The organism is Marinobacterium sp. xm-a-152, assembly GCF_013282965.1.
GTDB lineage: Bacteria > Pseudomonadota > Gammaproteobacteria > Pseudomonadales > Balneatricaceae > Marinobacterium_E.
In genome coordinates this window covers 82199-105631 of record NZ_WBYI01000007.1, presented here as the reverse complement: position 1 = coordinate 105631, position 23433 = coordinate 82199, and the positions used below count along the sequence as shown (strand labels likewise).

The following is a 23433-nucleotide window of genomic DNA, read 5'->3' as shown; positions in this document are numbered from 1 at the left end:
ATCAATCCTTCTAACGCTTAGTGGCGGAAGTGGCGCATGCCTGTGAATACCATCGCCATGCCGTGCTCATCGGCTGCATCGATCACTTCCTGATCGCGCATCGATCCACCTGGCTGGATAACCGCTTTGATACCCGCTTCTGCTGCAGAGTCAATGCCATCACGGAATGGGAAGAAAGCATCAGATGCCATCACCGAACCAGCAACTTGTAGGCCTTCATCCGCCGCTTTGATACCCGCAATTTTAGCTGAGTAGACACGACTCATCTGGCCTGCACCGATACCGATAGTCTGGCCATCACGAGCGTAGACAATGGCATTCGATTTAACGAATTTAGCCACTTCCCAGCAGAACAGTAGATCGCGGATCTCCTGTTCAGATGGTTGACGCTTAGTGACAATTTGAAGCTCAGATGCGTTCACCATGCCTAGATCACAATCTTGCACCAGTAGGCCACCGTTGACACGTTTGTAATCGAAAGCTGCACCAGGCTGTGCCGCAAATTCACCACACTCAAGTAGACGAACATTGGGTTTAGCGGCAACGATTTCGGATGCCTGAGCGCTCACTTTTGGAGCAATGATCACCTCGACAAATTGACGATCAACGATCGCTTTTGCTGTTTCTGCATCAAGTTCGCGGTTGAATGCGATGATTCCGCCAAATGCTGAGGTTGGGTCTGTCTGGAATGCGCGGTTGTATGCTTCCAGAATGTTGCCGCCAATGGCGACACCACAAGGGTTAGCATGTTTAACGATGACACAGGCAGGCTCTTTGAAAGGCTTAACGCACTCAAGTGCCGCATCAGTATCGGCTACGTTGTTAAACGAGAGCTCTTTACCCTGAAGTTGACGAGCGGTTGAAACGCTGGCTTCAGTTGCGTTCTCTTCAACGTAGAAGGCTGCACGTTGGTGTGGGTTTTCACCGTAGCGCATATCCTGAACTTTAACGAACTGTGTGTTGAAGGTGCGTGGGAAGGTCTCTGGCTCTTCAACGCCAACACGAGCGCCAAGGTAGTTTGCGATCATGCCGTCGTATGCAGCAGTATGTTCAAACGCTTTAACAGCCAGGTCAAAACGGGTGTTGTAGTTAAGACCCTTATTGGTTTTCAGGTCAGCGATGATTGAATCGTAGTCAGAAGCGTTAACGACAATTGCGACATCTTTATGGTTTTTGGCAGCAGATCGAACCATGGTTGGGCCACCGATATCGATGTTTTCAATTGCCATCGGAAGATCACAATCTGGACGTGCGACGGTCTCTGCAAAGGGGTAGAGGTTGACAACCACCATGTCGATTGGGTTGATGCCATGCTCAGTCATTACCGCATCATCAGTACCGCGACGACCCAAGATTCCGCCGTGCACTTTAGGGTGAAGGGTTTTAACGCGGCCTGCCATCATCTCTGGAAAACCCGTGTAGTCTGAGACTTCAACGGCTGCGATGCCTTCATCACAAAGCAATTTGTAAGTGCCGCCAGTTGATAGTATTTCAACGCCTTGAGAAGTCAGTTCACGGGCAAAATCTACGATGCCAGTTTTGTCTGACACGCTGATCAGAGCGCGACGAATAGGAGTGTATGAGTCGTTAGACATGAGGCTTTCCATTTTTCAGAGATTTAAAGAAGATCGTACTGCTTCAACTTTTTGCGAAGCGTGCCGCGGTTCAGGCCAAGAAGCTCTGAAGCACGGGTTTGGTTATCTTTGGTGTAGCGCATAACAGCTTCAAACAGCGGTGCTTCTACTTCAGTCAACACCATTTGATAAACATCACTTGCGGGCTGTCCATCTAACGTCTTGAAGTAGGTCTCAAGTGAAGATTGAACACTCTCACGCAGTGTTGGTGTCTGGGTTTCTGTTGTTATTTCAGAGATATCGAGATGTTGCATTGTATCGTTACTACTCACTACTACGGTTACCTAAAAATTAAGCAGCTTGGGCACGATCAAAGTATTGATCGAGGGCGTTAAGCTGCTCTTCAGCTGTTTCCAACTGATTAAATTCTTTTCTAAAGCCAGTCACATCGCTAACTGATTGCAGATACCAATTAAGGTGTTTTCGGGCGATACGAACGCCCATTAACTCTCCATAAAACTCGTGCAGAGCTTTCAGGTGGCGATTAAAAATAGAGTGTATTTCTGAAAGAGTGGGTGGCGCTATTTTTTCACCATGACGCAGATAATGATCAATCTCTCGCAAAATCCACGGGGTGCCTTGCGCTGCACGACCGATCATGACTGCATCAGCACCGGTGTAATCCAAAACAAAACGCGCTTTTTCTGGGGTGGTGATATCGCCATTAGCAATGACAGGGATGCTGATGTTCTCTTTAACGGATTTAATGGTCTCGTACTCAGCGTCACCAAGGTACTTATCTGACCGGGTTCTTCCATGAACGGTCAGCGCGGCTATACCAGCTTGTTCAGCCATTTTGGCGATGGTGAGTGCGTTGCGATTGTCTGGAGACCAACCAGTCCGAATTTTTAGGGTCACTGGTATATCGACTGCATTGACCACGGCTTCCAATATAGATTCGACCAGAGGTTCATCTTTCAGCAGTGCTGAGCCAGCTGCTTTATTACAGACTTTTTTAGCCGGGCAGCCCATATTGATGTCGATGATTTGTGCGCCACGCTCTGCATTTAACTGAGCAGCTAATGCCATCATCTCTGGATCGCCACCCGCAATCTGTACGGAGCGAGGCTCAGCTTCGCCTTGATGGTTTAGGCGAAATGATGACTTGCGTGTGTGCCACAGATTTGGATCTGACGTCACCATCTCTGACACAACAAGGCCTGCACCCAGTTCGCGACAGAGTTGTCGAAACGGGCGATCTGTCACACCAGCCATTGGGGCTAGAGCAACTTGAGTGTCAAGGCTGTATGGACCAATCTGTAACATCAAAAACCTGCCACAACGAGGGTACCGCTCCAATGAATTGGAGCGGTACCCTCGTTGGTTATGAAGGGCGCATATAATACTCTTCACGGACCGAGGGTCCAAGACGTTTTTGAATAAAAAATGATCAATTTTGGGGTTGACAGGCTAACTAGGGAACCTGCGAACAAGTCCATAATTTCTCAGCGTGATCTGAAACATTCAGATACAAGGCGGATTGTGCAACTAATGGCCATCGCCTTTAGTCAGCGATCCAACGCTGTAGATGGATGTTTCAGGTCGCGCCCTACGGGGCTTACAGTCAAATCCATCCTCTGCGTTCTGTTTTCTCGACTTAGCCCGCTAGGCCTTCAAAAACACGCCTGGATGACAAATTTGACTGTAAGCCTGAGATGTCATGGACTTATTCGTAGGTTCCCTAGCGTTGGTTGAAACGGGCTTCTGAAAGGTTGGCTTCAAAAGAGGCGATCGCTTCATCCGGTTTGGTTAAGGTCAGTTGAATTTGAATGGGGAGTTTTGGGCTTAAGCGCTCAGCGTTGATGCCAAGTTCTAAATACTCATTTGGATCAAATGTGCGGCGGCTGATCAGTTTGCCTTGTAGATCTTTTAGAGAGAGTTCAACCGCCGGATAGGGTTGGTAGAGTGTGGATTGGTTGTTGATTCTCAGTGTCACTTCAAGTGCATTGGAGTAACGAGGATGCTCCCTCACTAGGGTCTGTTCAATCGTCAGTAGAGTCAGCCCCTCTTTAGCGCTTAAATCACAATTTATCTGACTGCACGCAATAATATAGAAGGGTCGTAAGCTGGGGTGTGCATTTAGCCTAGCTCGCTCAAACCAGAGATACTGTAGGGCGCCGAGTACTGCGCATAACAGAAGAATTAGAATCATTAATGCCGTTTTGAAAGGCGACTCGGGTTGAGAATTAAATCGCTCAAGTACGATAGGCTCAGCGTCTAGCTGCGCGAATTGTGCTCCAGTGGATGTCTGTTGAGGCTGTTCAGTTGCTGTAGTGGGTGTTCGATCAGTACGTCCATTTTCGGCATCAAAAATAGAGAGGCAGTTGCCGCAGCGAACGCGACCATTAGCCAGGCGCAGTTGACCATCAGTCACTCTAAACTTGGCTTGGCACTCTGGACACTCTGTTACAAACATCTATCCCTTCTCAACCTTAACGTTTGCGACCCGTTAAACGAACCCACTCCTCTTTGGTTGATGGGGGTTCCATATCAAACCACTCGGAGTAGGTACTAATCAATTCATCCGCTTGTTCTATCAGAAGCCCCGATAGAATTAACTGACCACCTGATTTAACCAATTCGGCTAGTGTAGGAGCAAGCTCTTTCAGTGGTCCGGCGAGTATGTTGGCAATGACTAGATCGACCGGTTCTGAATCAAAGCTCTCTGGGAAGAATACCGGTAAACGTTCTTTATCTAGACCGTTTCTAACAAGATTGTCTTGAGTGGCGGTTAATGCTTGCGGATCAATATCGACGCCTGACACTGCGCTTGCACCCAAAAGAATGGCAGCAATGCCCAAAATGCCACTACCGCAGCCATAATCGATAACCGATCTGTTCTGTAGTGGCTCACTGGCGAGCCACTCTAGGCAGAGTGCAGTGGTTGGATGAGTTCCTGTGCCAAAGGCTAGTCCAGGATCGAGCATCAGATTGACTGCGTTCGCATCAGGTACTTCAATCCAGCTTGGGCAGACCCAAAAATGGCTACCGAACTGCATCGGGTGATAGTGAGTCATCCACTCTCGTTCCCAATCTTTGTCCTCAAGAATTTCTGCCTTGAACTCTATTGTATCGCCACCCTCAACGGAGAGTTTTTGCTCGTTTAGAAAGGCAAGTGTCGACTCTAAATCATGCTCTGCTGCAAACAGACCGGTGATTACGGTTGTACCCCAGAGCGGAGTAGTCCCTAATTCAGGCTCGAAAATAGGTTGATCTTTTGCGTCCTCAAAGGTCACGGCAGCACAGCCCGCTTCAAGAAGTAGATCTTCATAAAACTCTGCAATATCAGGATTTGTAACAACTTTTATCTGTAGCCAAGGCATTCTTTTTAGCTCGTAATTTAAAGACAACAAAGCCCGCAACAGTGCGGGCTTTGATTAGGACGTAAGTTAACTTACAGGCCTAATTTCTTTTCTAAGTAGTGAATGTTAACACCACCCACTTCGAAATGGGTATCACGCATGATTTCATGGTGAAGTGGAATGTTGGTACGAATACCATCAATGACCATCTCATCCAGAGCATTGCGCATGCGCTGCATTGCCACTTCACGATCTTCACCATAAGAGATCAATTTAGCGATCAATGAGTCGTAGTGAGGTGGTACTGTGTAGCCCGCATAGAGGTGCGAATCAACACGGATGCCGTTACCACCTGGCGCATGGAAACCATTAACTTTACCCGGTGAAGGCATAAAGGTTTTTGGATCCTCTGCGTTGATACGGCATTCGAAAGAGTGGCCACGTAACACGACATCTTCCTGTTTGATCGATAGTTTTTCACCAGAAGCGATACGCAGCTGCTCTTTTACAATGTCGACACCGGTAACCATCTCTGTCACAGGGTGTTCAACCTGAACACGAGTGTTCATTTCGATGAAGTAGAAGCCACCATCTTCGTACAGAAATTCAAAGGTGCCTGCACCGCGATAGCCGATCTCAATACAAGCATCGACACATGACTGCAGTACTTTTGCGCGTGATTCTGGGTCTAGGTGAGGTGCTGGTGCCTCCTCAACAACCTTCTGATGGCGGCGCTGTAATGAACAGTCGCGATCGTAAAGGTGAATCGCATTCCCTTGCCCGTCGGCTAATACTTGGATCTCTACGTGGCGTGGGTTCTCAAGGAACTTCTCCATGTAGACAGTATCATCACCAAAGGCCGCCTTTGCTTCAGACTTGGTCACTTGCACGGCGTTAACTAGGTGAGCTTCAGTATGAACAACACGCATACCACGACCACCACCACCGGCAGCGGCTTTGATGATTACAGGGTAGCCAATACGTTTTGCAATTTTATAAAGCGTATCGTTGTCGTTCTCTGGCAGTGGTCCGTCTGAACCAGGTACTGTTGGAACACCCGCTTTCTTCATCGCTTCAATGGCTGACACCTTGTCACCCATTAATCGTATGGTTTCAGCTTTAGGGCCGATAAATGTAAAACCTGACTGCTCTACCTGCTCAGCAAAGCCTGCGTTTTCAGCGAGGAAGCCATAGCCAGGGTGGATAGCCACTGAATCAGTGACTTCTGCCGCTGCAATTAGGGAAGGGATGTTTAGGTAACTTTGAGCAGATTGAGCTGGGCCGATACAGACCGCTTCATCAGCAAGACGGACGTGCATCAAATCACGATCAGCCTGTGAATGAACAGCGACGGTTTTAATGCCTAACTCTTTACAAGCTCGCATGATACGTAGCGCAATTTCGCCACGGTTTGCGATCAGAACTTTATCCAACATGATGGAATATTCCTCTGTTGATTAGAGTTTAGGCAATGACAACGAGTGGTTGATCAAATTCAACCGGCTGACCATCTTCAACAAGGATGGCTTCAATCACGCCGCTCTTGTCTGCTTCGATCTGGTTCATCATCTTCATCGCTTCAACGATACAGATGACGTCACCCGCTTTAACCGTTTTGCCCACTTCGATGAATGCTGGAGCACTAGGCGCTGGTGAACGGTAGAAAGTACCCACCATTGGTGAGTTAACTGTATGACCCGCTGGCGCAGCTGGTGCAGCTTCTGCTGCAGCAGGTGCAGCTTCTGCTGCAGCAGGTGCAGCTACTGGAGCAGCAGCGGAAGCAGGTGCTGCAGCAACGACAGGTGCAGGTGCTGCTACTGGAGCCGCAACGATAGATCCACCACGGCTAATGCGAACAGACTCCTCGCCCTCTTTGATCTCGATTTCATTGATGTTTGACTCTTCGAGAAGTTCGATCAGTTTTTTAACTTTACGAATATCCATGATGTGCTCCTGTAGCGCAGTTTAGTAATAAATTGTTGGGATATGGCTGTTAATTGCATCGAATAGGCAGATATCTATTAACAGAACCCTATAAGGTTAAGTTTGCATGAGACTAAAGGGGGTTGTCCAGCTGAAAGTTGCGAAAATGGTTTGAATTTCGGCAAATTTAACGCTATCTACACGTTAATTGTCTATTATTTGTGCAAAATAGCTTTTGATATTAAAACGAGGTTGTTTTAAGCAACTTATCGATGGATTGACCCAAGGGGCTGTACAGGTCATAGTGCAGTGCAGCATTTGTATTTTTGTGATGCTTATTTACGCAAAAGGTAGTGTATGAAAGGTCTATTTAGAACTCTGTTGGATCTCCTTGATCGTCTTCGGGAACGGCTCGGAGTGAAGCGCTTTTATCTGTTGCTGGCGCCTCTGGCAGCCTACTCATTGGTGGTGGTTGTATTGGGCTTTCTCTGGAGCTGGACTCCAGCTGAATTTGATGTGAAGCAGTTGACTGAAGCTAGCGCTGCCGAGCGAAATGAAACGGTGGTGGTCGGCAGTTACACAACCGCTACACTGATCGAACTGACAGAGTCGCTTCTTAACAAGCCAGGTGGCTACCTCTCCAATGATCGTTTTCCGCCGGGTGTTCTTATGGATAACCTGCCTAATTGGGAATTTGGTGTGCTTGTGCAGATTCGTGACCTGAGTCGAGCAATGCGCAAAACCTTCAGTCGTTCTCAGTCGCAGTCGACTGAACAGAAGGATCTAGCCTCTGCGGAACCCAAATTACACTTTGATAATAACTCTTGGTTGATACCCTCAAGTGAAAGTGAGTATCGAGATGCGTTGGTTTCATTAAGAGCCTATCAAGGCAAACTCTCTAGTCAGGATGAATCACAGGCGCAGTTCTATGCTCGTGCCGATAACCTTCAAGATTGGTTGGGCGACGTTTCAACTCGCCTGGGTAGTATTTCACAGCGCTTAAGTGCCAGCGTTGGGCAGCGCCGTATTAATACCGATCTCGCCGGCAGTCAGGGGGGCGCCCAAGCAACGGCTCAGCCCTCAGAGTTAGAGATACAAACGCCTTGGAGTGAGATTGATGACGTCTTCTATGAAGCGCGTGGAACTGCCTGGGCTCTGATTCATATTTTACGTGCTATCGAGTTGGATTTTGCACAGAGTCTTGAGAAGAAGAGTGCGGTCACCTCGTTGAAGCAGATTGTTCGTGAACTAGAGGCCACACAGGGCACCATCTGGAGTCCCATTATTCTTAACGGCACCGAATTTGGATTTTTAGCCAACCACTCTTTGGTGATGGCTTCATACATTTCCCGTGCTAATGCAGCCATTATTGATTTGAGAGATCTTCTCTCCCAGGGGTAATTTATGCGTCGAGTTATTTTCAACCAGAAAGGTGGCGTTGGTAAGTCGAGTATCGCGGTCAATTTGGCGGCTATCAGTGCAGCTCGCGGACTTAAAACGCTAGTGATCGATTTGGATCCGCAATGTAACTCAACACACTACCTGTTGGGTGATGACTCCGATGCGCCAGAGCTCGATGTACAGAGTTTCTTTGAGTCGGTATTGAGCTTTCAGCTGAACAAAGTGGCCGAACAAGATTACTGTTTTGCGACCCCATTCGATCATCTCGATATTATTCCCTGTAACCCGAATTTAGGTGATTTGCAGTCGAAGTTAGAGTCGAAACATAAGATCTATAAGCTTAGAGATCTGTGTGACGCTCTGGATGACCATTACGATGCGATCTACATTGATACGCCGCCAGCGTTTAACTTCTTTTCGCTCTCCGCACTTTGCGCCGCTGAGCGTTGTTTGATCCCCTTTGATTGTGATGAGTTTGCACGCCAAGCTCTTTACAGCCTACTGCATAACATCAACGAAACGCGTGAAGATCATAATGAGCAGTTGGTGTTGGAAGGGATTGTGGTGAATCAGTTTCAGCCACGAGCGTCGCTGCCTAGGCAGATCATTGAATCGCTCGTGGAGCAAGATCTGCCGGTGCTAAACGCCAAGCTACCTGCGTCAGTGAAAATGAAAGAGAGTCATATGCTGGCTAAACCACTGGTTCACATGGCAGCCAAACATAAATTGACTGAGGCATTTAACCTACTGTTTGATGAGATCAATCAGTAGGTTACTAAAGACCTTTGACTGCAAAGATACCGGGTGCGTTGCGCCAGTAGCCTTTGTAATCAAGTCCAAAGCCAAAAATGTAGCGATCCGGTATGGTTAGACCGGTGAAGTCTGCTTTCATCCCAGGCACGGCTTTGCGATCGTGTATTTTGTCGATCAGTACGACCGATGCCACGCTTTTAGCTCCACCCTCTTTGAGGTGATTCATCACTTCGTGAAGTGTGTGTCCCTCATCTAGGATGTCGTCGACCACTAACACATCGCGTCCCTGATAATCGATCATCGGTGGAACCTTCCACTCTAGTTCGTGGCCAGAGGTCGTGTTGCGGTAGCGAGTCGCATGTAGGTAGCCCGCTTCGAGAGGGAACTCTAAGCGAGTCAGTAGCTGACCGCAGATAACAAGACCGCCGTTCATTATCGTGAAGATGACAGGATCGCGATCAGCATATTCGCCGGTGATCTCATCAGCAATCTTGTCGATCGCTTGGTTGACTTCAGAGTTTGAAAAGAGCAAGTCTGATTCAATGTAAACTTGCTTGATTTCGTTAATATCGGGGCGGCTCATGTTAGCTCCAGAGCGGTTAAACTTGACTGAATCGACAAGTTTAACCTGTTACATACAAAAAAGCCCGACCCGCAGAGCGGATCGGGCTTTTTAATTATCTAATTACTTAGCTGCTTCGTAAGCTTCAGCTGATTTGATGATCGCGTCGCGAGCTGCAGCAGCGTCAGACCAACCTTCAACTTTAACCCACTTGCCTTTTTCAAGCTTCTTGTAGTTCTCGAAGAAGTGAGAGATTTGATCTTTCAAAAGTGGCGACAGGTCATCAACGTCATGGATGTCGTTGTAAGCCTGGCTTAGTTTCTCGTGAGGAACAGCAACCAGTTTCGCATCTTCACCCGCTTCGTCGGTCATGTTTAGAATGCCGACTGGACGACAGCGAATAACAGAACCTGTCATGACTGGATGTGGAGTCAGTACAAGTACATCTAGAGGGTCACCATCGTCAGCTAGTGTGTTGTTTACGTAGCCGTAGTTCGCTGGGTAGAACATTGGCGCAGCCATGAAGCGGTCAACAAAGATAGAGTCAGAGTCTTTATCGATCTCGTATTTTACAGGCGAGCTCTCAGCTGGGATCTCGATGATAACGTAGATGTCGTTTGGCAGGTCTTTACCCGCTGGTACTTTTTCAAAGCTCATGTTGTTTCCCTATGAACGTTTCATTAATTTCTGCGGCGCATTATAGGCACCTTGGTAATATAACTAAATGCTACTAAGCGCTATTTTTCACTTTTCTTACGGTGGTAGGCTTTCAACATCTCTACCTCCTGTTTTGAACCTAGCGCGACGGATACACGTTGGTGAATGTGCTCTGGGCTAAGATCCATAATCTCTTCGTAACAGGTCGAAGCGACGCCACCAGCCTGCTCGATAAGGAAACTCATTGGGTTGCCTTCGTACATCAGGCGTAGTTTGCCCGGTTTGCCCGGATCGCGTGAGTCCCATGGGTAGGTGAAGATGCCCCCACGGGTCAGTAGGCGATGCACTTCGGCCACCATAGAGGCCACCCAGCGCATGTTGTAGTTCTTCTCGCGAGGACCCTCTTCGCCAAGCAGTAGATCGTCGATGTACTCTTGCATCTGAGGTTCCCAGTGACGCTTATTCGACATGTTGATCGAAAATTCGCTGGTCTCTTCAGGAATTTTGACCGACTCCTCTGTCAGGATAAAGTCACCGGTATGAGCCAGCGTGAACATGTTAACGCCGCTACCAGTGGTTAGGGCTAATACTGCAGAAGGCCCATAAAGCACGTATCCTGCCGCCACTTGCTTACGTCCTGGCTGGAGGAACTCATTGGTGTCCTGTTTAGCCCAAGGTTTTGGGGCTTCGATGATTGAGAAGATCGTGCCAACCGAGACGTTGATGTCGATGTTTGATGAGCCATCCAGCGGGTCAAAAGTCACAAGGTAGCGACCATCACGAGATCCCCAAACTGGCTCCTCTTCCTCTTCTGAGGCAACGCCACGAACAAGTCGATTATCCAGAAGGACTTTTTTAATGATGTCGTTAGAAACGATATCGAGTTTCTTTTGGGTCTCGCCCTGTACGTTAGTCAGAGTGCTGGTGCCCAAAACGCCGGCCAGAGCGCCTTCGCGAAGCTGCAATGCAACCTCTTTACAGGCGATCATTAAGACTTCGATCACCTCTACAAGGTCTGCATCGGTTTTGTTGTGCTTTAGGAAGGAGCTCAGTAACTGCATTAGAGAATCTCTTAGTCGTGTGAAATATGATGAAAATTATAGGCAAGTTGGTACGCTATTGCATGTGCGAAATGGGTTTTTCGGTTAATTAAAGCCCATCTTTATAATTTTTTGTGGGATACCGCCGGTTTGCATCTTCATTTTCTTGGTATTTGTGGCACCTTTATGGGCTCTTTAGCGATTTTGGCCAAAGAGCTAGGTTATCGTGTCAGCGGTTCGGATCAGAACGTCTATCCGCCAATGAGTACGCAACTTGAAACCTTAGGCATTGAGATTATTCAAGGCTACGATCCCACTCAATTGGACTCCAATCCCGATCTAGTGATAGTCGGTAACGCGATGTCGCGCGGCAATCCTTGTGTTGAGGCGGTGCTTGAGAGAGGGATTCACCACACATCGGGACCACAGTGGTTACATGATCACTTGCTCAAGGATCGTTGGGTATTGGCTGTTTCAGGTACTCACGGTAAAACCACCACAGCGACCATGTTGGCATGGATTCTGGAGTACGCTGGGTTGAAGCCTGGTTTTGTGATTGGTGGCGTTCCGCTCGATTTTGACTGCTCAGCTCGTTTGGGAGAGACCGACTTTTTTGTTATCGAGGCAGATGAGTACGATACCGCTTTTTTTGATAAGCGATCTAAATTTGTCCACTACAACCCAAGAACACTGGTGATTAATAACTTAGAGTTTGATCATGCAGATATCTTTGATGATCTTGCAGCGATTCAGAGGCAGTTTCATCACCTCATGCGTTTGGTGCCTGCTACTGGGCGAGTGATCTACCCCTCGGATATTCCGGCAGTCGAGCAGGTGATAGAGCAGGGGTGTTGGAGTGAGTTAGAGTCAACTTCAATGAATCCTGGTCACTCTGGTGCTGCAATCGGTGAGCAAGAGTCTGGTGGTCAGCGTTTTCAAATTTGCGTCAAAGAGACGGCCCCTGTCTGGGTTGATTGGGAATTGACCGGTGAGCACAATCAACGCAATGCACTGCATGCTTTGTTGGCAGCAAGACACGTTGGCATTACCCCCGAAGTGAGTGCGGAGGCATTAAGCCAATTCAAAAGCGTGAAGCGCCGCATGGAGCTGTTAGGTCAGTTCTCAGGGGTCTCTCTGTATGATGATTTTGCTCACCATCCGACGGCTATTGCGACGACCTTGCAAGGTATGAGAGCGAAAGTGCACGATGAGAAGTTGATTGCCATCATCGAGCCAAGGTCTAATACCATGAAACAAGGCGTATTTAAGAGCCAGTTAGCTGAATCCGCCGCGCAAGCTGATACTGTTTTTTGGTATCAACCGGATTCTCAGGGGTGGTCTTTAGAGAATCAGATTGCTGGCTTTGACGGGCAGGCTGTATTTAATAGCATTGATCTTCTGCTTGAGTCTCTCGAATCAGAGCTACAACACAACAGTCATATCGTAGTGATGTCGAACGGTGGATTCGAAGGCATTCACGAGCGAATTAAACAACTCCTTATTTCGACGACACATTGAGGTGAACCGTGGCAGATTTTGACTCAAGAGTAACCCTAGCCATTACCGGAGCTTCGGGGGTTCAGTACGCACTGCGTTTGATGCACTGCTTGGTTCAGCAGAACGTTCAACTCTTTGTGATGGTCTCCAAAGCGGCTCAAGTTGTTGTCGCGGCTGAAACAGAGCACAGCTTGCCAGGGACTCCTGATGCTCAGCAGCAGTTTTTTACTGATTTCACGGGTGCTAAAGCGGAGCAGATTAAAGTCTTTGGTAAAGAGCAGTGGTTTGCTCCTGTCGCTTCAGGCTCAGGCGCTCCCAGTCAGATGGTGGTCTGTCCCTGTTCAACAGGAACACTGTCAGCCATTGCGACTGGGGCCAGTAATAATCTGATTGAGCGTGCTGCGGATGTTGCCCTAAAAGAGCGTCGATCACTTATTTTGGTGCCGCGAGAGGCTCCCTATTCTGAGATACATCTTGAGAATATGTTGAAGTTGACCCGCATGGGGGCGGTCATACTGCCGGCGTCACCAGGTTTCTATCATAAACCCACCACGGTCGAAGATATGATCGATTTTGTGGTCGCAAGGGTGTTGAGTCAGCTCGGTTATGATCAATCGATCATGCCATCCTGGGGCTCAGATTTAATTTAAGAGTAATATTATGACGAAGGTTCTAGCACTAGATACTTCAACTGATGCCTGTTCAGTCGCCTTACTAAACGGCGAACAGCGCATTTGTCGGTTTGAAGTGGTACCCAGAGGGCATACCCAACTGCTGTTGCCGATGGTTGAAAGTGTTCTTGAAGAGGCCAAGCTATCGGTAAAAGAGCTTGATGCGATCGCTTTTGGGCGCGGGCCAGGGTCATTTGCCGGCATTCGTATAGCAACAGGAGCAACACAGGGGCTAGCAGTCGCCTTTGATACTCCTGTGATCCCTCTATCGACCCTTGAGACCTTGGCTTATCAGGCGCTTGCATTATGCCCAGAGGCTGGCTTTATTCTATCGACTTTGGATGCCCGAATGGATGAGGTCTATTGGGCAGTCTATAAGGTGGAAAATGGCACAATCTTTGCTTTGACTGAGGAGCAGGTGACGGCACCCTCAGCCGTTGTTCTGCCTGAAAAGGTTTCTCAATGCGTAGCAATTGGCCCAGGCCTTAACTACTTGGATCAGTTGAATTCATTAGTTCAAAACGGTTTGGGTAGGGTGTTGTCTGATCAGTACCCTCAGGCTGAGAGTATGCTCAATATGGCAGTGTCAGCTCTAGAAAGGGGTGATCAAGTGCCGCCTGAAGAGGCTTTACCCGTTTATGTTCGAGAGGGCACTTGGAAAAAAAGGAGTGAGCAGTGACGCTCAGTGATTGGATACATACTCTGATATTGGCCCTGATACAGGGGTTAACTGAATTCCTACCGATCTCAAGTTCTGCACATTTGATTCTACCCTCCCAGCTGTTTGGTTGGAGTGATCAGGGATTAGCATTTGATGTTGGTGTTCATGTTGGCACGCTGACGGCTGTCATCATCTATTTTCGGCGCGAAGTGGTGTCGATTGTGGCAGCGTCAACATTAACTCTGGCTGGTAGAACCTCGGATGATGGGAAACTTGGTTGGTTTGTAGCATTTGCGACGATCCCAGCTGTCATAGCAGGCCTGCTGTTGGGCGACTGGATTGATACCTATGGTCGATCCATTTTGGTTATTGCTGGCACCACCATTCTATTTGGCCTTGCACTCGGTTGGGCAGACGCTACCAATAAGGCGACGCGTATTATGAAAGAGCTCGGCTTTAAGGATGCTATTGTGATTGGTGTAGCTCAGGCCATCGCTCTCATTCCTGGAACCTCTCGATCGGGTATCACCATTACAGCAGCGCTTATGTTGGGATTTGATCGTCAAAGTGCCGCCCGTTTCTCATTCTTGCTCTCAATCCCAGTTATTCTGGGGGCAGGGTTATTGAAGGGTAAAGAGCTTATCGATATCGGCGCAGACGCGCATTGGCAGATGATTGGTGTTGGTGCACTCGTAGCGGCCCTCAGCGCTTGGGCGTGTATTCATCTGTTTCTGAAGCTGCTTGATCAAATCGGCATGCGTCCTTTTGTAATCTATCGTTTGATTCTAGGTGTTACTTTGATCGCAGTTTGGGCTTTGACTCGCTGATGATTGGTCTTTCCGTTGAGTCTCATGAACTGCTTCCGGAAGCCGAAAAGCTTAGCAATGGCTTAAATCTTCCCTTGGTAAAAAGTGGTCAATCAGGTTCTGAGTTCGACTATCTACTTCAGGTGGGATTTGATGGTCTGTCGCTGGTCCAGCTTGGCCCTAAAGCGCCCGGTCCTATTCGAGTAGACTTTGAATCGGGTGCGGTGGCTCATCGTCGTCGTTTTGGTGGCGGTAAAGGGCAACAGATTGCTAAGGCTTGTGGCGTATCCTCTGCATTTACCCCTTACATAGCCGATCTGACCGCTGGGCTGGGTCGTGATAGTTTTGTGCTGGCGACCTTAGGTTGTCGTGTGGATATGGTGGAGCGGGTGCCAGTAGTTCATGCGTTGTTGAGAGATGGGTTGCACAGAGCTCAGTTCTCATCCGATCCAGAGTTGCAGGAGATTCTGGCCAGACTCTCATTAAGTCACCTCCAAGCGGTTGAGTTCCTTCAAACGACCTCTAATCAGTACGACGTGATCTATCTCGATCCGATGTTCCCTCACACGGATAAGTCGGCTCAGGTGAAAAAAGAGATGCTAGCCTTTCGCTCGCTTGTGGGTGCCGATCAGGACAGTGCAGAGTTGCTAGACGCCGCTTTGCAACATGACCCAGCAAGGGTTGTTGTGAAGCGACCAAGAAAGGCGCCTATTATTGAAGGACCGAAGCCTAGCTATGCATTAGAGGGTAAGTCTGGGCGTTTTGATATCTATGCGAGACGCAAGTTAGGCAGTTAGTTTGTTAACCGCTAAATGAGTCGATTAATAGTGTGGTGGTGGCACATCCGCCGCTGGTGAAAAGCCACTATTATCAGCGTTCTTAACACGGTCGTTCAGAATCATAATCATGCGTCGCAGTTCATCCAGCTCTTTCGCTTGGCGAATGGTGATTTCACTCAGTTGATCGATCGCTTCCTCTTGAAACGCTATTCGACTCTCCAGATCATCTAAACGACTGTTCGATTCACTCATAATTTCGTGTTCTTCTTACTCTTTGGGTTAATTTATCCGCCGTAAACCCCTAAGTTGTTGAAAAAATATAACTAATACGTTATATCTCACTTTCTGTGCGGGTTTTTTAATGTCGTACAGAGTAATTTGTTTGTTCCAAAAAATACAAAGAAATATTTCCAATGGGTGGTTAATCAGTGATTAAAAATATCATTATCAGCGTAATTGCAGCCTGTGTTATCGCAGCTGCTGGTCACTTCTTTAAAGCGGAATCGCACTACTTACCAGTGCTTGCCGTTTCGTTTGTGGCTGTTTTCATCAGTACTCTTGTGGCTAGCTCTGGCTCCGCATCAGCATCTCAATCTTCACGTCGTGTAAACGGTGCGGATGAAGAGGATGACATCGATGATGGTCGTGAAGTCGGTACTGTTAAGTGGTTCAATGTTTCTAAAGGTTTCGGTTTTATTACTCGTGCCAATGGAGATGATGTTTTCGTTCATTTCCGTAACATTCGTGGCCGTGGACACCGTTCATTAAACGAAGGCCAACGTGTTCGTTTTAATGTGCACGACAGCGATAAAGGTCTTCAAGCTGAGGATGTTTCAATCATCCGTGAGTGATGAATAAGACGTCTAACACAAGGGTAGCTCAAGCTACCCTTTTTTATGTCCAGGACGGACGGTATACAGCGATTCCATGGATGGAAATGAGCTGTGAATGTCCAGGACGGACGGTATGCAGCGATTCCACGGATGGAAAGGAGCTGTGAATGCCCAGAATGGTATGCGTATTCATTTTCTACTCAGTTAAGTGGGTTAGAATAAATTTTATGAAAATCTATCCTCTACTTTTTTTGTTCCTCAGCTCTTTGGCGTCGGCAGACACTCAATGTATGCAGAATTATTTTGCATCCAGAGTCGGCGAGACTCTTGAGTATCGTGTTGAAATTGATGGTATTCGGGCGAAAGGGGCTCGAGCGATCTCTCAATCAGATTCAGGTCAGTTCACATTGCTTCAGTCTGTCTCTGTTCTACTGGCTTCGCTAGAGGAGGAGAGCCATTTTATTGTTGATGAGCAAGGCATCGTTCCGATTAATTACCTCTTTGAACAGCAAGGGCTTGGGGCGCGTAAAACGACCATTCAGTTCAATGGCGCAACGGCTGAAGTGAATAGAAAAGGTAAGACGTCTCAGTTGGAGCTTCCGCAGGGTTTTCAGGATCCTTTGACCTTCATCCTTCAGCTTCAAGCAGCGACTAGTTGCGGTGAATCTATTGAAACGCTGAAGATACCTCTTGTGAAGTCGAAAGGGGTTTCGGAGGTTGTTTTTGTTAAAGGTGAGGACTCTTTAATTAAGAGCCGTGATAAGGATTTGGTTCTGGAAACTTGGCAAAGGGTCGATGGTGATAAAATTGAAAAGGTCGGCTTAATTCCTGAATTAAATAACCTTCTGTACTCATTTGAGCAACGAGAAGGAGAGAAGATCAATCGCCTTCAGTTGATTGATCTTCCTTAGTCTCTGCTGATTTTTGTGCTGCCTGCTGCTTTTGCCATGCGGCTCTATCTGCATAGTAGATATCCCAAACGCAGGGTTCACAACCACTTTCGCAGCAGTCGTAATCCCCTGGTGGAATCGGTTCCTGAAGAGAGTCTATCGAGCTCATCAGCCAATAATCTTCCCAGGGTTTAGAATCCCTTTAGGATCCAGAGCGGCTTTAATACTGCGCATGACGGCGAGTTCAGCTTCACTTCGGCTTAGCTGGATATAGGGCTTTTTACTCAGTCCAATGCCGTGTTCTGCCGAAACAGAGCCTTTGTATTTCTCTAGGATCTTATAGACTACCGTGTCGATCGCTTTTTTATCGCTGACCGGACCTACACAGAAGTGAATGTTGCCATCGCCAAGGTGCCCAAAGGTCAGGCAGGTCGATTCAGGGAACTGTTCTGACAGTGCCTCTTTGACTTCGTTTGTGTAGGCTTCCATATGACGCAACGGTAGGCTGATATCGTAAGGAATCAGAGGACTGAAGGCTTGAACCATCGCCTCAATGTCATCTCGAACTGCCCAGAGTGCCGCTGACTGCTGCTGACTTTCGGCAATCACAGCATCGACAATGACCTCTTGTTCTAGAAGTTCGCCAAGCACCTCAATGAACTGCTCTTTTCCGCGAGTGTCATCGACACACTCTGACTCTACTAGGATGTAGTAGGGTAGGGAGTCATCAATAAACTTTTGATGATTACCGGTTTCGTTAACCATAAAGCTATAGAAACTGTTCCACATCGCTTCAAATGCCGAGAGCTTACCTTCGAGTTTCTGTTTCAGCGTGTTAAGCAGTAAGAGTGCGTTATCAAAACTCTCGACGCCGACCAGTGCGGTTTGACGTGCTGGCGCTGAAGGCCAAAGTCTCAAAACGGCGCGTGTGATAATACCTAGAGTTCCTTCTGAGCCGACAAACAGCTGTTTTAGGTCGTATCCGGTATTATCTTTCAGTGTCTCTTTAAGATTGGTTAGGACGGTGCCATCGGCTAGCACCACCTCTAGACCGAGAACTTGATCACGTGCCATACCGTAGCGAATAACCTTATTGCCACCGGCGTTGGCTGCAAGCATTCCTGCAACCTGTGCTGAACCCCGAGCACCCCAATCTACTGCAAAAAGGAGGTCGTGCTCGGCTGCTGCATTTTGAAGATCCTCAACAACCACACCGGCTTGAACGAGCACAGTGGCACCTTGGGTATCTAACTGCTCAATGGAACGCATGCGCTCAAGGCTTAGAACAAAATCCCCTTCAGTCGCTTTGGTCGCGTCCGCTAAGCCGGTCATGCCGGCTTGTGGAATGATGGTCTGATTTGCCTCGTGACACAGGGCGAGCACTTTTGAGACCTCTTCCGTCGACGCGGGTCGAATCACCGCTTTCGCCGGACAGCTGCCTTTACTCCAACTCTCATTAGGTCGTTGAGCAACACGCTCGTCGGTGATGAGACCTTTATCACCTACAATGGCGTGGATTGCATTCAGTAGTTCAGACATAGTGTTTACCTGTTAGTCGCAAAGAGCATCCAGTTTAGATTTAAGTATGCCGGTGACCGCACCTGGGTTGGCTTTGCCGCCGGATGCTTTCATGACCTGGCCCATAAAGAAACCAAGCATTTTGCCCCGTTTCTCTGGTTCAGCAGCTTTATACTGTTCAACCTGTGCTGTTGCATTGGCAATGACCTCGTCGATCATGGTCTCTATTGCACCGGTGTCGGTGACTTGCTTCAACCCTTTGGCTTCAATCACTTCGTCAGCTGTACCGCCTTCGTTCCATTGGATTTCAAAGACTTTCTTAGCAATGTTGCCAGAGATGGTGTTGTCCTTGATGCGAACTAGAAGACCGCCTAACTGCTCTGCGCTAACGGGGCTGTTATCAATGCTCAGATCGGCTGCGTTTAAGTTTTTGGCCAACTCTCCCATCACCCAGTTGGCAGCCAGTTTGGCATCACCACAACACTCAACCACTGACTCAAAGTAGTCCGCTTGGTTGCGATAAGCTGACAGAACACCAGCGTCGTATTCAGATAGAGCCAGTTCACTGATGAAACGCTCTTTTCGTGCGTCCGGCAGTTCTGGAAGCGTTAGACGAATGGCTTCTACATAGGCATCATCGACCACGACAGGAAGTAGATCTGGGCAAGGGAAGTAACGGTAGTCGTTAGCATCCTCTTTCGAGCGCATGCTTCGAGTCTCGTTTTTGTCTGGATCGTAAAGACGAGTCTCTTGTACTACTGTGCCGCCATCTTCTATTAGGTCGATTTGACGCTCTACCTCGGTGTCGATTGCACGCTCAATGAAGCGGAACGAGTTGATGTTCTTCAGCTCGGTGCGAGTACCTAGGGTGTCACTGCCTTTAGGGCGAATGGAGACGTTACAGTCACAACGCATTGAGCCCTCGGCCATGTTACCGTCACAGATGCCCAGATTAGTTACTATCGCATGGATCTTTCGAGCGTAAGCAGCGGCCTCTTTAGAGGTGCGCATATCGGGTTCAGAGACAATTTCGACTAGAGGTGTACCGGCTCGGTTAAGGTCGATACCGGATTGGCCGTGAAAATCTTCGTGTAAGGATTTTCCGGCATCTTCCTCTAGGTGAGCGTGATGAATACGAACACGACGTTCGCCATCTTCCGTTTCAATATCGACGTAACCTTCGCCAACAATAGGTGCTTCTAGTTGGGTTGTCTGGTAACCCTTGGGAAGATCTGGATAGAAGTAATTTTTGCGCTCAAAAACGGCACGTTTACCGATTTCGGCATTAATCGCTAAGCCAAACATGATGGCCATTTTCTGTGCGCCATCGTTGAATACCGGCAGTGTGCCCGGCAATGCCAGATCAACGGCGCACGCTTGTGTATTGGGTTCGGCACCGAAGGCAGTGCTAGCACCTGAAAATATTTTCGTATTGGTCGCGAGCTGAACGTGGATCTCTAGACCGATAACTGTTTCCCATTCCATATCGATCTCCTTATGCCGTAACCGGTGACAGGGTGTGCCACTCTGTATTTTGTTGGTATTGGTGAGCTACGTTCAATAGGCGAGCTTCGTCAAAGTAGTTCCCTATCAACTGAAGGCCAACAGGCAAGCCGTTTACCTGTCCACAAGGTACGGACATACCGGGAAGACCAGCCAGGTTTAACGACAGTGTGAAGATGTCCTCCATGTACATTGCGACAGGGTCATTCACTTTTTCACCAATGGTAAACGCAGGGCTTGGTGTTGTCGGCCCAACAATGACATCGACCTCTTCAAAGATGCGCATGAAATCTTGTTGGATTAAACGGCGAATCTGTTGAGCTTTGTTGTAGTAGGCGTCGTAGTAGCCGGCACAGAGGGCGTAGGTTCCAACCATGATGCGGCGTTTAACTTCAGAGCCAAAGCCTTCGCCACGAGTCCGTTTATAGAGGTCTTCCAAATCTTGTGGGTTCTCGCAACGGTAGCCATAACGTACGCCATCAAAACGTGACAAGTTTGACGATGCCTCCGCCGGAGCAATGATGTAGTAAGCCGGAATCGACATGCGTGTATTCGGAAGGCTAACCTCTTTGATTGTGGCGCCCAGCGATTCAAGCTGTTTGATCGCTGTCTCAATCTGAGCCGCCATTGCACTGTCTAAATCGGCACTCATAAACTCTTTCGGAACTCCGATTTTTAGGCCTTGAAGCGAGTTGTTGAGCGACGCAGTGTAATCCTCAGTCGGTTGTGCCGATGAGGTTGAGTCCATTGAGTCCTGTCCCGCCATGACGTTCAGCATAAGAGCACAATCCTCAGCACTGCGAGCCATTGGACCGCCCTGATCAAGCGAAGAGGCGTAGGCAACCATGCCGTAACGAGAGACGCGTCCATAAGTTGGCTTGATGCCGGTAATGCCACAGAACGCTGCCGGTTGGCGAATCGAACCACCTGTATCTGAACCTGTTGCTGCAGGTGTTAGTCGTGCTGCGATTGCAGCAGCAGAACCACCTGAAGAGCCTCCTGGTACACGGCTTGTATCCCAAGGATTTTTACAAGCACCATAGAAAGAGCTCTCGTTGGTTGATCCCATCGCAAACTCATCCATATTGGTTTTACCCAACATAACGGCGCCCGCTGACTTAAACTTTGCTACTACGGTAGCGTCATAGGGGGACTCAAAGTTATCCAACATTTTGGAGCCACAACTGGTTTTGACCCCCTCGGTGCAAAACAGATCTTTGTGCGCGATCGGAAGTCCTGTGAAGGTGCCCGCTGTGCCCGCTGCAATACTCTCATCAGCTGCTTTTGCTTGCTGCAGAGCCAGTTCAGGGGTGGTGGTGATGAACGAGTTGTACTCGCTGTCACAACGGTTGATGCGATCGATAAACGCTTGGGTAAGCTCAACACTGCTCACAGTGCCATTGCGAAGGTCTTGAGCCAGTTCGCTCAGTGTTTTTTCAAACATATCTCTAATCCGAATCCTGTTACTCAATGACTTTAGGGACAAGGAAAAGCCCCTCTTCAACAGCTGGTGCAACCGCTTGAAGTTTATCTCGTTGATTCAGCTCGGTAACTTCATCAGCACGCAAGCGTTGGACTGCATCCAGTGGGTGTGCCAATGGCTCCACACCGTCTGTATTAATCTGCTGCATCTCATCAATAAGATTTAAAATGCTGCTTAGGTTTTCGGTGTAGGCCGGAATATCCTGCTCGTTCAACTCTAAACGGGCAAGATGGGCAATACGTTCAACATCGGAGCGATCGATGGACATGCTTAACCTTCTTTCTTTAAATGGTGTGATTGAAACTATTTTGCGGCTGTAAGAAGTGGAAAATAGTTTCGTAAAAACATTGTGATGGCGCGTAATCTATCACATTTGCGCCTTGCCCAAAATCCCCGTCGTTGCTAACATTCTTTGATTAATGAATTGGCTTCTAAAGTCATCGCTTATAAGGTTTTAAATCCAATGTTTAAAAAGATTCGTGGTCTCTTTTCTAGCGACCTTTCCATCGACCTGGGAACTGCCAATACGCTGATTTATCTTCGAGATAGTGAGATCGTGCTAGATGAGCCATCTGTAGTGGCTATCCGCCAGCAAGGCAACCAGAAGACCGTAGCGGCTGTCGGTACCGATGCAAAAAGAATGTTGGGTAGAACGCCAGGCAATATTACCGCTATTCGTCCATTGAAAGATGGTGTCATTGCTGATTTCCACGTGACTGAAAAGATGCTTCAGTACTTCATCAGTAAAGTTCACAACAACAGTTTCCTTCGTCCATCGCCTCGCGTTCTGATTTGTGTACCTTGTAAGTCAACTCAGGTTGAGCGTCGAGCAATCAAAGAGTCTGCAGTAGGTGCAGGTGCTCGAGAGGTCTACCTAATCGAAGAGCCAATGGCGGCTGCGATCGGTGCTGGTCTCCCAGTTGATGAGGCAACTGGTTCGATGGTTGTCGATATCGGTGGCGGTACCACTGAGATTGCGGTGATCTCGTTGAGCGGTATCGTCTACTCTGAATCTGTTCGTGTCGGCGGTGACCGATTTGACGAGGCGATTGTTACTTACGTTCGTCGGAATTATGGAAGCTTGATTGGTGAAGCGACAGCCGAGCGAATCAAACAAGAGATAGGTACAGCCTACCCAGCACCTGAAGTGCTAGAGATTGATGTGCGTGGTCGTAACCTTGCTGAAGGTATCCCACGTATGTTCACGCTTAACTCGAACGAGATTCTTGAAGCCCTTCAAGAGCCTCTCCAGTCGATTGTTCAAGCCGTTAAAGGTGCACTAGAACAGTGTCCACCTGAATTGGCAGCGGACGTTGCTGAGCACGGTATTGTTTTGACAGGCGGTGGTGCACTGCTAAGAAATCTTGATCGCCTTCTGACGGAAGAGACCGGCCTTCCAGTGATTGTGGCAGAAGATCCATTGACCTGTGTGGCTCGTGGTGGCGGTAAAGCACTTGAGATACTGGATAAACAGGGTTTTGAGTTACTGTCACGTGACTGATCTTTAATAACGGCAACGC

The 23433-nt window shown here is 48.2% G+C and carries 26 protein-coding genes; 10 read left to right on the top strand and 16 right to left on the bottom strand.

Features of this window, described 5'->3' with window-relative positions; all coding sequences use genetic code 11:
- Positions 1-17: 17 nt before the first annotated feature.
- From purH to accB, 7 genes are all read right to left on the bottom strand, one after another.
- A complete protein-coding gene (purH, locus tag XMA152_RS08480) occupies positions 18-1595 on the bottom strand; it encodes a bifunctional phosphoribosylaminoimidazolecarboxamide formyltransferase/IMP cyclohydrolase (RefSeq protein WP_173483334.1) in 1578 nt (525 codons plus the stop codon).
- Between the two features lie 23 nt (positions 1596-1618).
- Positions 1619-1888: a DNA-binding transcriptional regulator Fis gene (gene fis / locus XMA152_RS08475; protein WP_173480755.1), complete on the bottom strand. Its 270-nt coding sequence runs from the start codon at positions 1886-1888 to the stop codon at positions 1619-1621.
- A gap of 37 nt (positions 1889-1925) precedes the next feature.
- Positions 1926-2900, bottom strand: a complete 975-nt coding sequence (gene dusB, locus XMA152_RS08470; protein ID WP_173480482.1) for a tRNA dihydrouridine synthase DusB — start codon at positions 2898-2900, stop codon at positions 1926-1928.
- Between the two features lie 415 nt (positions 2901-3315).
- Positions 3316-4050, bottom strand: a complete 735-nt coding sequence (locus XMA152_RS08465) for a DUF3426 domain-containing protein (protein ID WP_173483333.1) — start codon at positions 4048-4050, stop codon at positions 3316-3318.
- A gap of 16 nt (positions 4051-4066) precedes the next feature.
- Entirely contained in the window at positions 4067-4957 is an 891-nt protein-coding gene (gene prmA, locus XMA152_RS08460; protein WP_173483332.1) for a 50S ribosomal protein L11 methyltransferase, read from the bottom strand.
- A gap of 71 nt (positions 4958-5028) precedes the next feature.
- Positions 5029-6372 carry an acetyl-CoA carboxylase biotin carboxylase subunit gene (gene accC, locus XMA152_RS08455; protein ID WP_173483331.1) on the bottom strand — a complete coding sequence of 448 codons (1344 nt, stop codon included), beginning with the start codon at positions 6370-6372 and terminating at the stop codon, positions 5029-5031.
- 28 nt (positions 6373-6400) lie between these two features.
- Positions 6401-6880 carry an acetyl-CoA carboxylase biotin carboxyl carrier protein gene (gene accB, locus XMA152_RS08450; protein WP_173483330.1) on the bottom strand — a complete coding sequence of 160 codons (480 nt, stop codon included), beginning with the start codon at positions 6878-6880 and terminating at the stop codon, positions 6401-6403.
- Between the two features lie 336 nt (positions 6881-7216).
- Here accB and XMA152_RS08445 point away from each other — a divergent pair, with 336 nt between their 5' ends.
- Positions 7217-8260, top strand: coding sequence for a DUF2333 family protein (locus tag XMA152_RS08445; protein WP_173483329.1), 1044 nt, complete (start codon positions 7217-7219; stop codon positions 8258-8260).
- A gap of 3 nt (positions 8261-8263) precedes the next feature.
- The gene (locus tag XMA152_RS08440; protein ID WP_173480487.1) at positions 8264-9031 is read left to right on the top strand and encodes a ParA family protein; all 768 of its coding nucleotides are present in this window, start codon (positions 8264-8266) and stop codon (positions 9029-9031) included.
- Positions 9032-9035: 4 nt separating this feature from the next.
- Here the strand turns inward: XMA152_RS08440 and XMA152_RS08435 are convergent, their stop codons facing one another.
- From XMA152_RS08435 to XMA152_RS08425, 3 genes are all read right to left on the bottom strand, one after another.
- Entirely contained in the window at positions 9036-9596 is a 561-nt protein-coding gene (locus tag XMA152_RS08435; RefSeq protein WP_173480488.1) for a hypoxanthine-guanine phosphoribosyltransferase, read from the bottom strand.
- A 102-nt stretch (positions 9597-9698) separates the two neighbouring features.
- Positions 9699-10232 carry an inorganic diphosphatase gene (ppa, locus tag XMA152_RS08430; RefSeq protein ID WP_173480489.1) on the bottom strand — a complete coding sequence of 178 codons (534 nt, stop codon included), beginning with the start codon at positions 10230-10232 and terminating at the stop codon, positions 9699-9701.
- 80 nt (positions 10233-10312) lie between these two features.
- Positions 10313-11293 carry a class 1 fructose-bisphosphatase gene (locus tag XMA152_RS08425; protein WP_173480490.1) on the bottom strand — a complete coding sequence of 327 codons (981 nt, stop codon included), beginning with the start codon at positions 11291-11293 and terminating at the stop codon, positions 10313-10315.
- A gap of 129 nt (positions 11294-11422) precedes the next feature.
- Between XMA152_RS08425 and mpl the strand changes: the two genes are divergently transcribed.
- From mpl to XMA152_RS08400, 5 genes are read left to right on the top strand one after another with little or no spacing between them, the layout of a single operon-like run.
- Positions 11423-12790, top strand: coding sequence for a UDP-N-acetylmuramate:L-alanyl-gamma-D-glutamyl-meso-diaminopimelate ligase (gene mpl / locus XMA152_RS08420; RefSeq protein ID WP_173483328.1), 1368 nt, complete (start codon positions 11423-11425; stop codon positions 12788-12790).
- Positions 12791-12798: 8 nt separating this feature from the next.
- Positions 12799-13419 carry a flavin prenyltransferase UbiX gene (locus XMA152_RS08415; RefSeq protein WP_173480492.1) on the top strand — a complete coding sequence of 207 codons (621 nt, stop codon included), beginning with the start codon at positions 12799-12801 and terminating at the stop codon, positions 13417-13419.
- A gap of 10 nt (positions 13420-13429) precedes the next feature.
- Positions 13430-14119 (top strand): tRNA (adenosine(37)-N6)-threonylcarbamoyltransferase complex dimerization subunit type 1 TsaB, encoded by a 690-nt coding sequence (gene tsaB, locus XMA152_RS08410; RefSeq protein WP_173480493.1) that lies wholly within the window; start codon positions 13430-13432, stop codon positions 14117-14119.
- Positions 14116-14928 (top strand): undecaprenyl-diphosphate phosphatase, encoded by an 813-nt coding sequence (locus XMA152_RS08405; protein ID WP_173480494.1) that lies wholly within the window; start codon positions 14116-14118, stop codon positions 14926-14928. The genes tsaB and XMA152_RS08405 overlap by 4 nt, the downstream gene beginning before the upstream one ends.
- Positions 14928-15704, top strand: coding sequence for a class I SAM-dependent methyltransferase (locus XMA152_RS08400; RefSeq protein WP_173480495.1), 777 nt, complete (start codon positions 14928-14930; stop codon positions 15702-15704). Before XMA152_RS08405 ends, XMA152_RS08400 begins: the two co-directional genes overlap by 1 nt.
- A gap of 24 nt (positions 15705-15728) precedes the next feature.
- Here XMA152_RS08400 and XMA152_RS08395 read toward each other — a convergent pair whose 3' ends face one another.
- Positions 15729-15938 carry a SlyX family protein gene (locus XMA152_RS08395; RefSeq protein ID WP_173480496.1) on the bottom strand — a complete coding sequence of 70 codons (210 nt, stop codon included), beginning with the start codon at positions 15936-15938 and terminating at the stop codon, positions 15729-15731.
- 176 nt (positions 15939-16114) lie between these two features.
- Between XMA152_RS08395 and XMA152_RS12765 the strand changes: the two genes are divergently transcribed.
- On the top strand, positions 16115-16537 hold the full coding sequence (locus tag XMA152_RS12765) for a cold-shock protein (RefSeq protein ID WP_371731415.1): 423 nt from the start codon (positions 16115-16117) through the stop codon (positions 16535-16537).
- A 149-nt stretch (positions 16538-16686) separates the two neighbouring features.
- The gene (locus tag XMA152_RS08385) at positions 16687-17430 is read left to right on the top strand and encodes a DUF3108 domain-containing protein (protein ID WP_371744229.1); all 744 of its coding nucleotides are present in this window, start codon (positions 16687-16689) and stop codon (positions 17428-17430) included.
- On the opposite strand, the gene XMA152_RS08380 is transcribed toward XMA152_RS08385, so the two are convergent.
- Genes XMA152_RS08380 through gatC form a run of 5 tightly spaced genes read right to left on the bottom strand, consistent with a single transcriptional unit; the run spans position 17399 to position 22181 of the window.
- On the bottom strand, positions 17399-17578 hold the full coding sequence (locus tag XMA152_RS08380; RefSeq protein WP_173480498.1) for an oxidoreductase-like domain-containing protein: 180 nt from the start codon (positions 17576-17578) through the stop codon (positions 17399-17401). The genes XMA152_RS08385 and XMA152_RS08380 overlap by 32 nt on opposite strands.
- Positions 17578-18948 (bottom strand): FAD-binding oxidoreductase, encoded by a 1371-nt coding sequence (locus tag XMA152_RS08375; RefSeq protein ID WP_173480499.1) that lies wholly within the window; start codon positions 18946-18948, stop codon positions 17578-17580. The genes XMA152_RS08380 and XMA152_RS08375 overlap by 1 nt, the downstream gene beginning before the upstream one ends.
- 12 nt (positions 18949-18960) lie before the next feature.
- Positions 18961-20412: an Asp-tRNA(Asn)/Glu-tRNA(Gln) amidotransferase subunit GatB gene (gene gatB / locus XMA152_RS08370; protein ID WP_173483327.1), complete on the bottom strand. Its 1452-nt coding sequence runs from the start codon at positions 20410-20412 to the stop codon at positions 18961-18963.
- Between the two features lie 10 nt (positions 20413-20422).
- Positions 20423-21874 (bottom strand): Asp-tRNA(Asn)/Glu-tRNA(Gln) amidotransferase subunit GatA, encoded by a 1452-nt coding sequence (gene gatA, locus XMA152_RS08365; RefSeq protein ID WP_173480501.1) that lies wholly within the window; start codon positions 21872-21874, stop codon positions 20423-20425.
- Between the two features lie 19 nt (positions 21875-21893).
- A complete protein-coding gene (gene gatC, locus XMA152_RS08360; protein ID WP_173480502.1) occupies positions 21894-22181 on the bottom strand; it encodes an Asp-tRNA(Asn)/Glu-tRNA(Gln) amidotransferase subunit GatC in 288 nt (95 codons plus the stop codon).
- A gap of 195 nt (positions 22182-22376) precedes the next feature.
- On the opposite strand from gatC, the gene XMA152_RS08355 reads away from it, so the two are divergent.
- Positions 22377-23414, top strand: coding sequence for a rod shape-determining protein (locus tag XMA152_RS08355; RefSeq protein WP_173480503.1), 1038 nt, complete (start codon positions 22377-22379; stop codon positions 23412-23414).
- Positions 23415-23433: the final 19 nt, after the last annotated feature.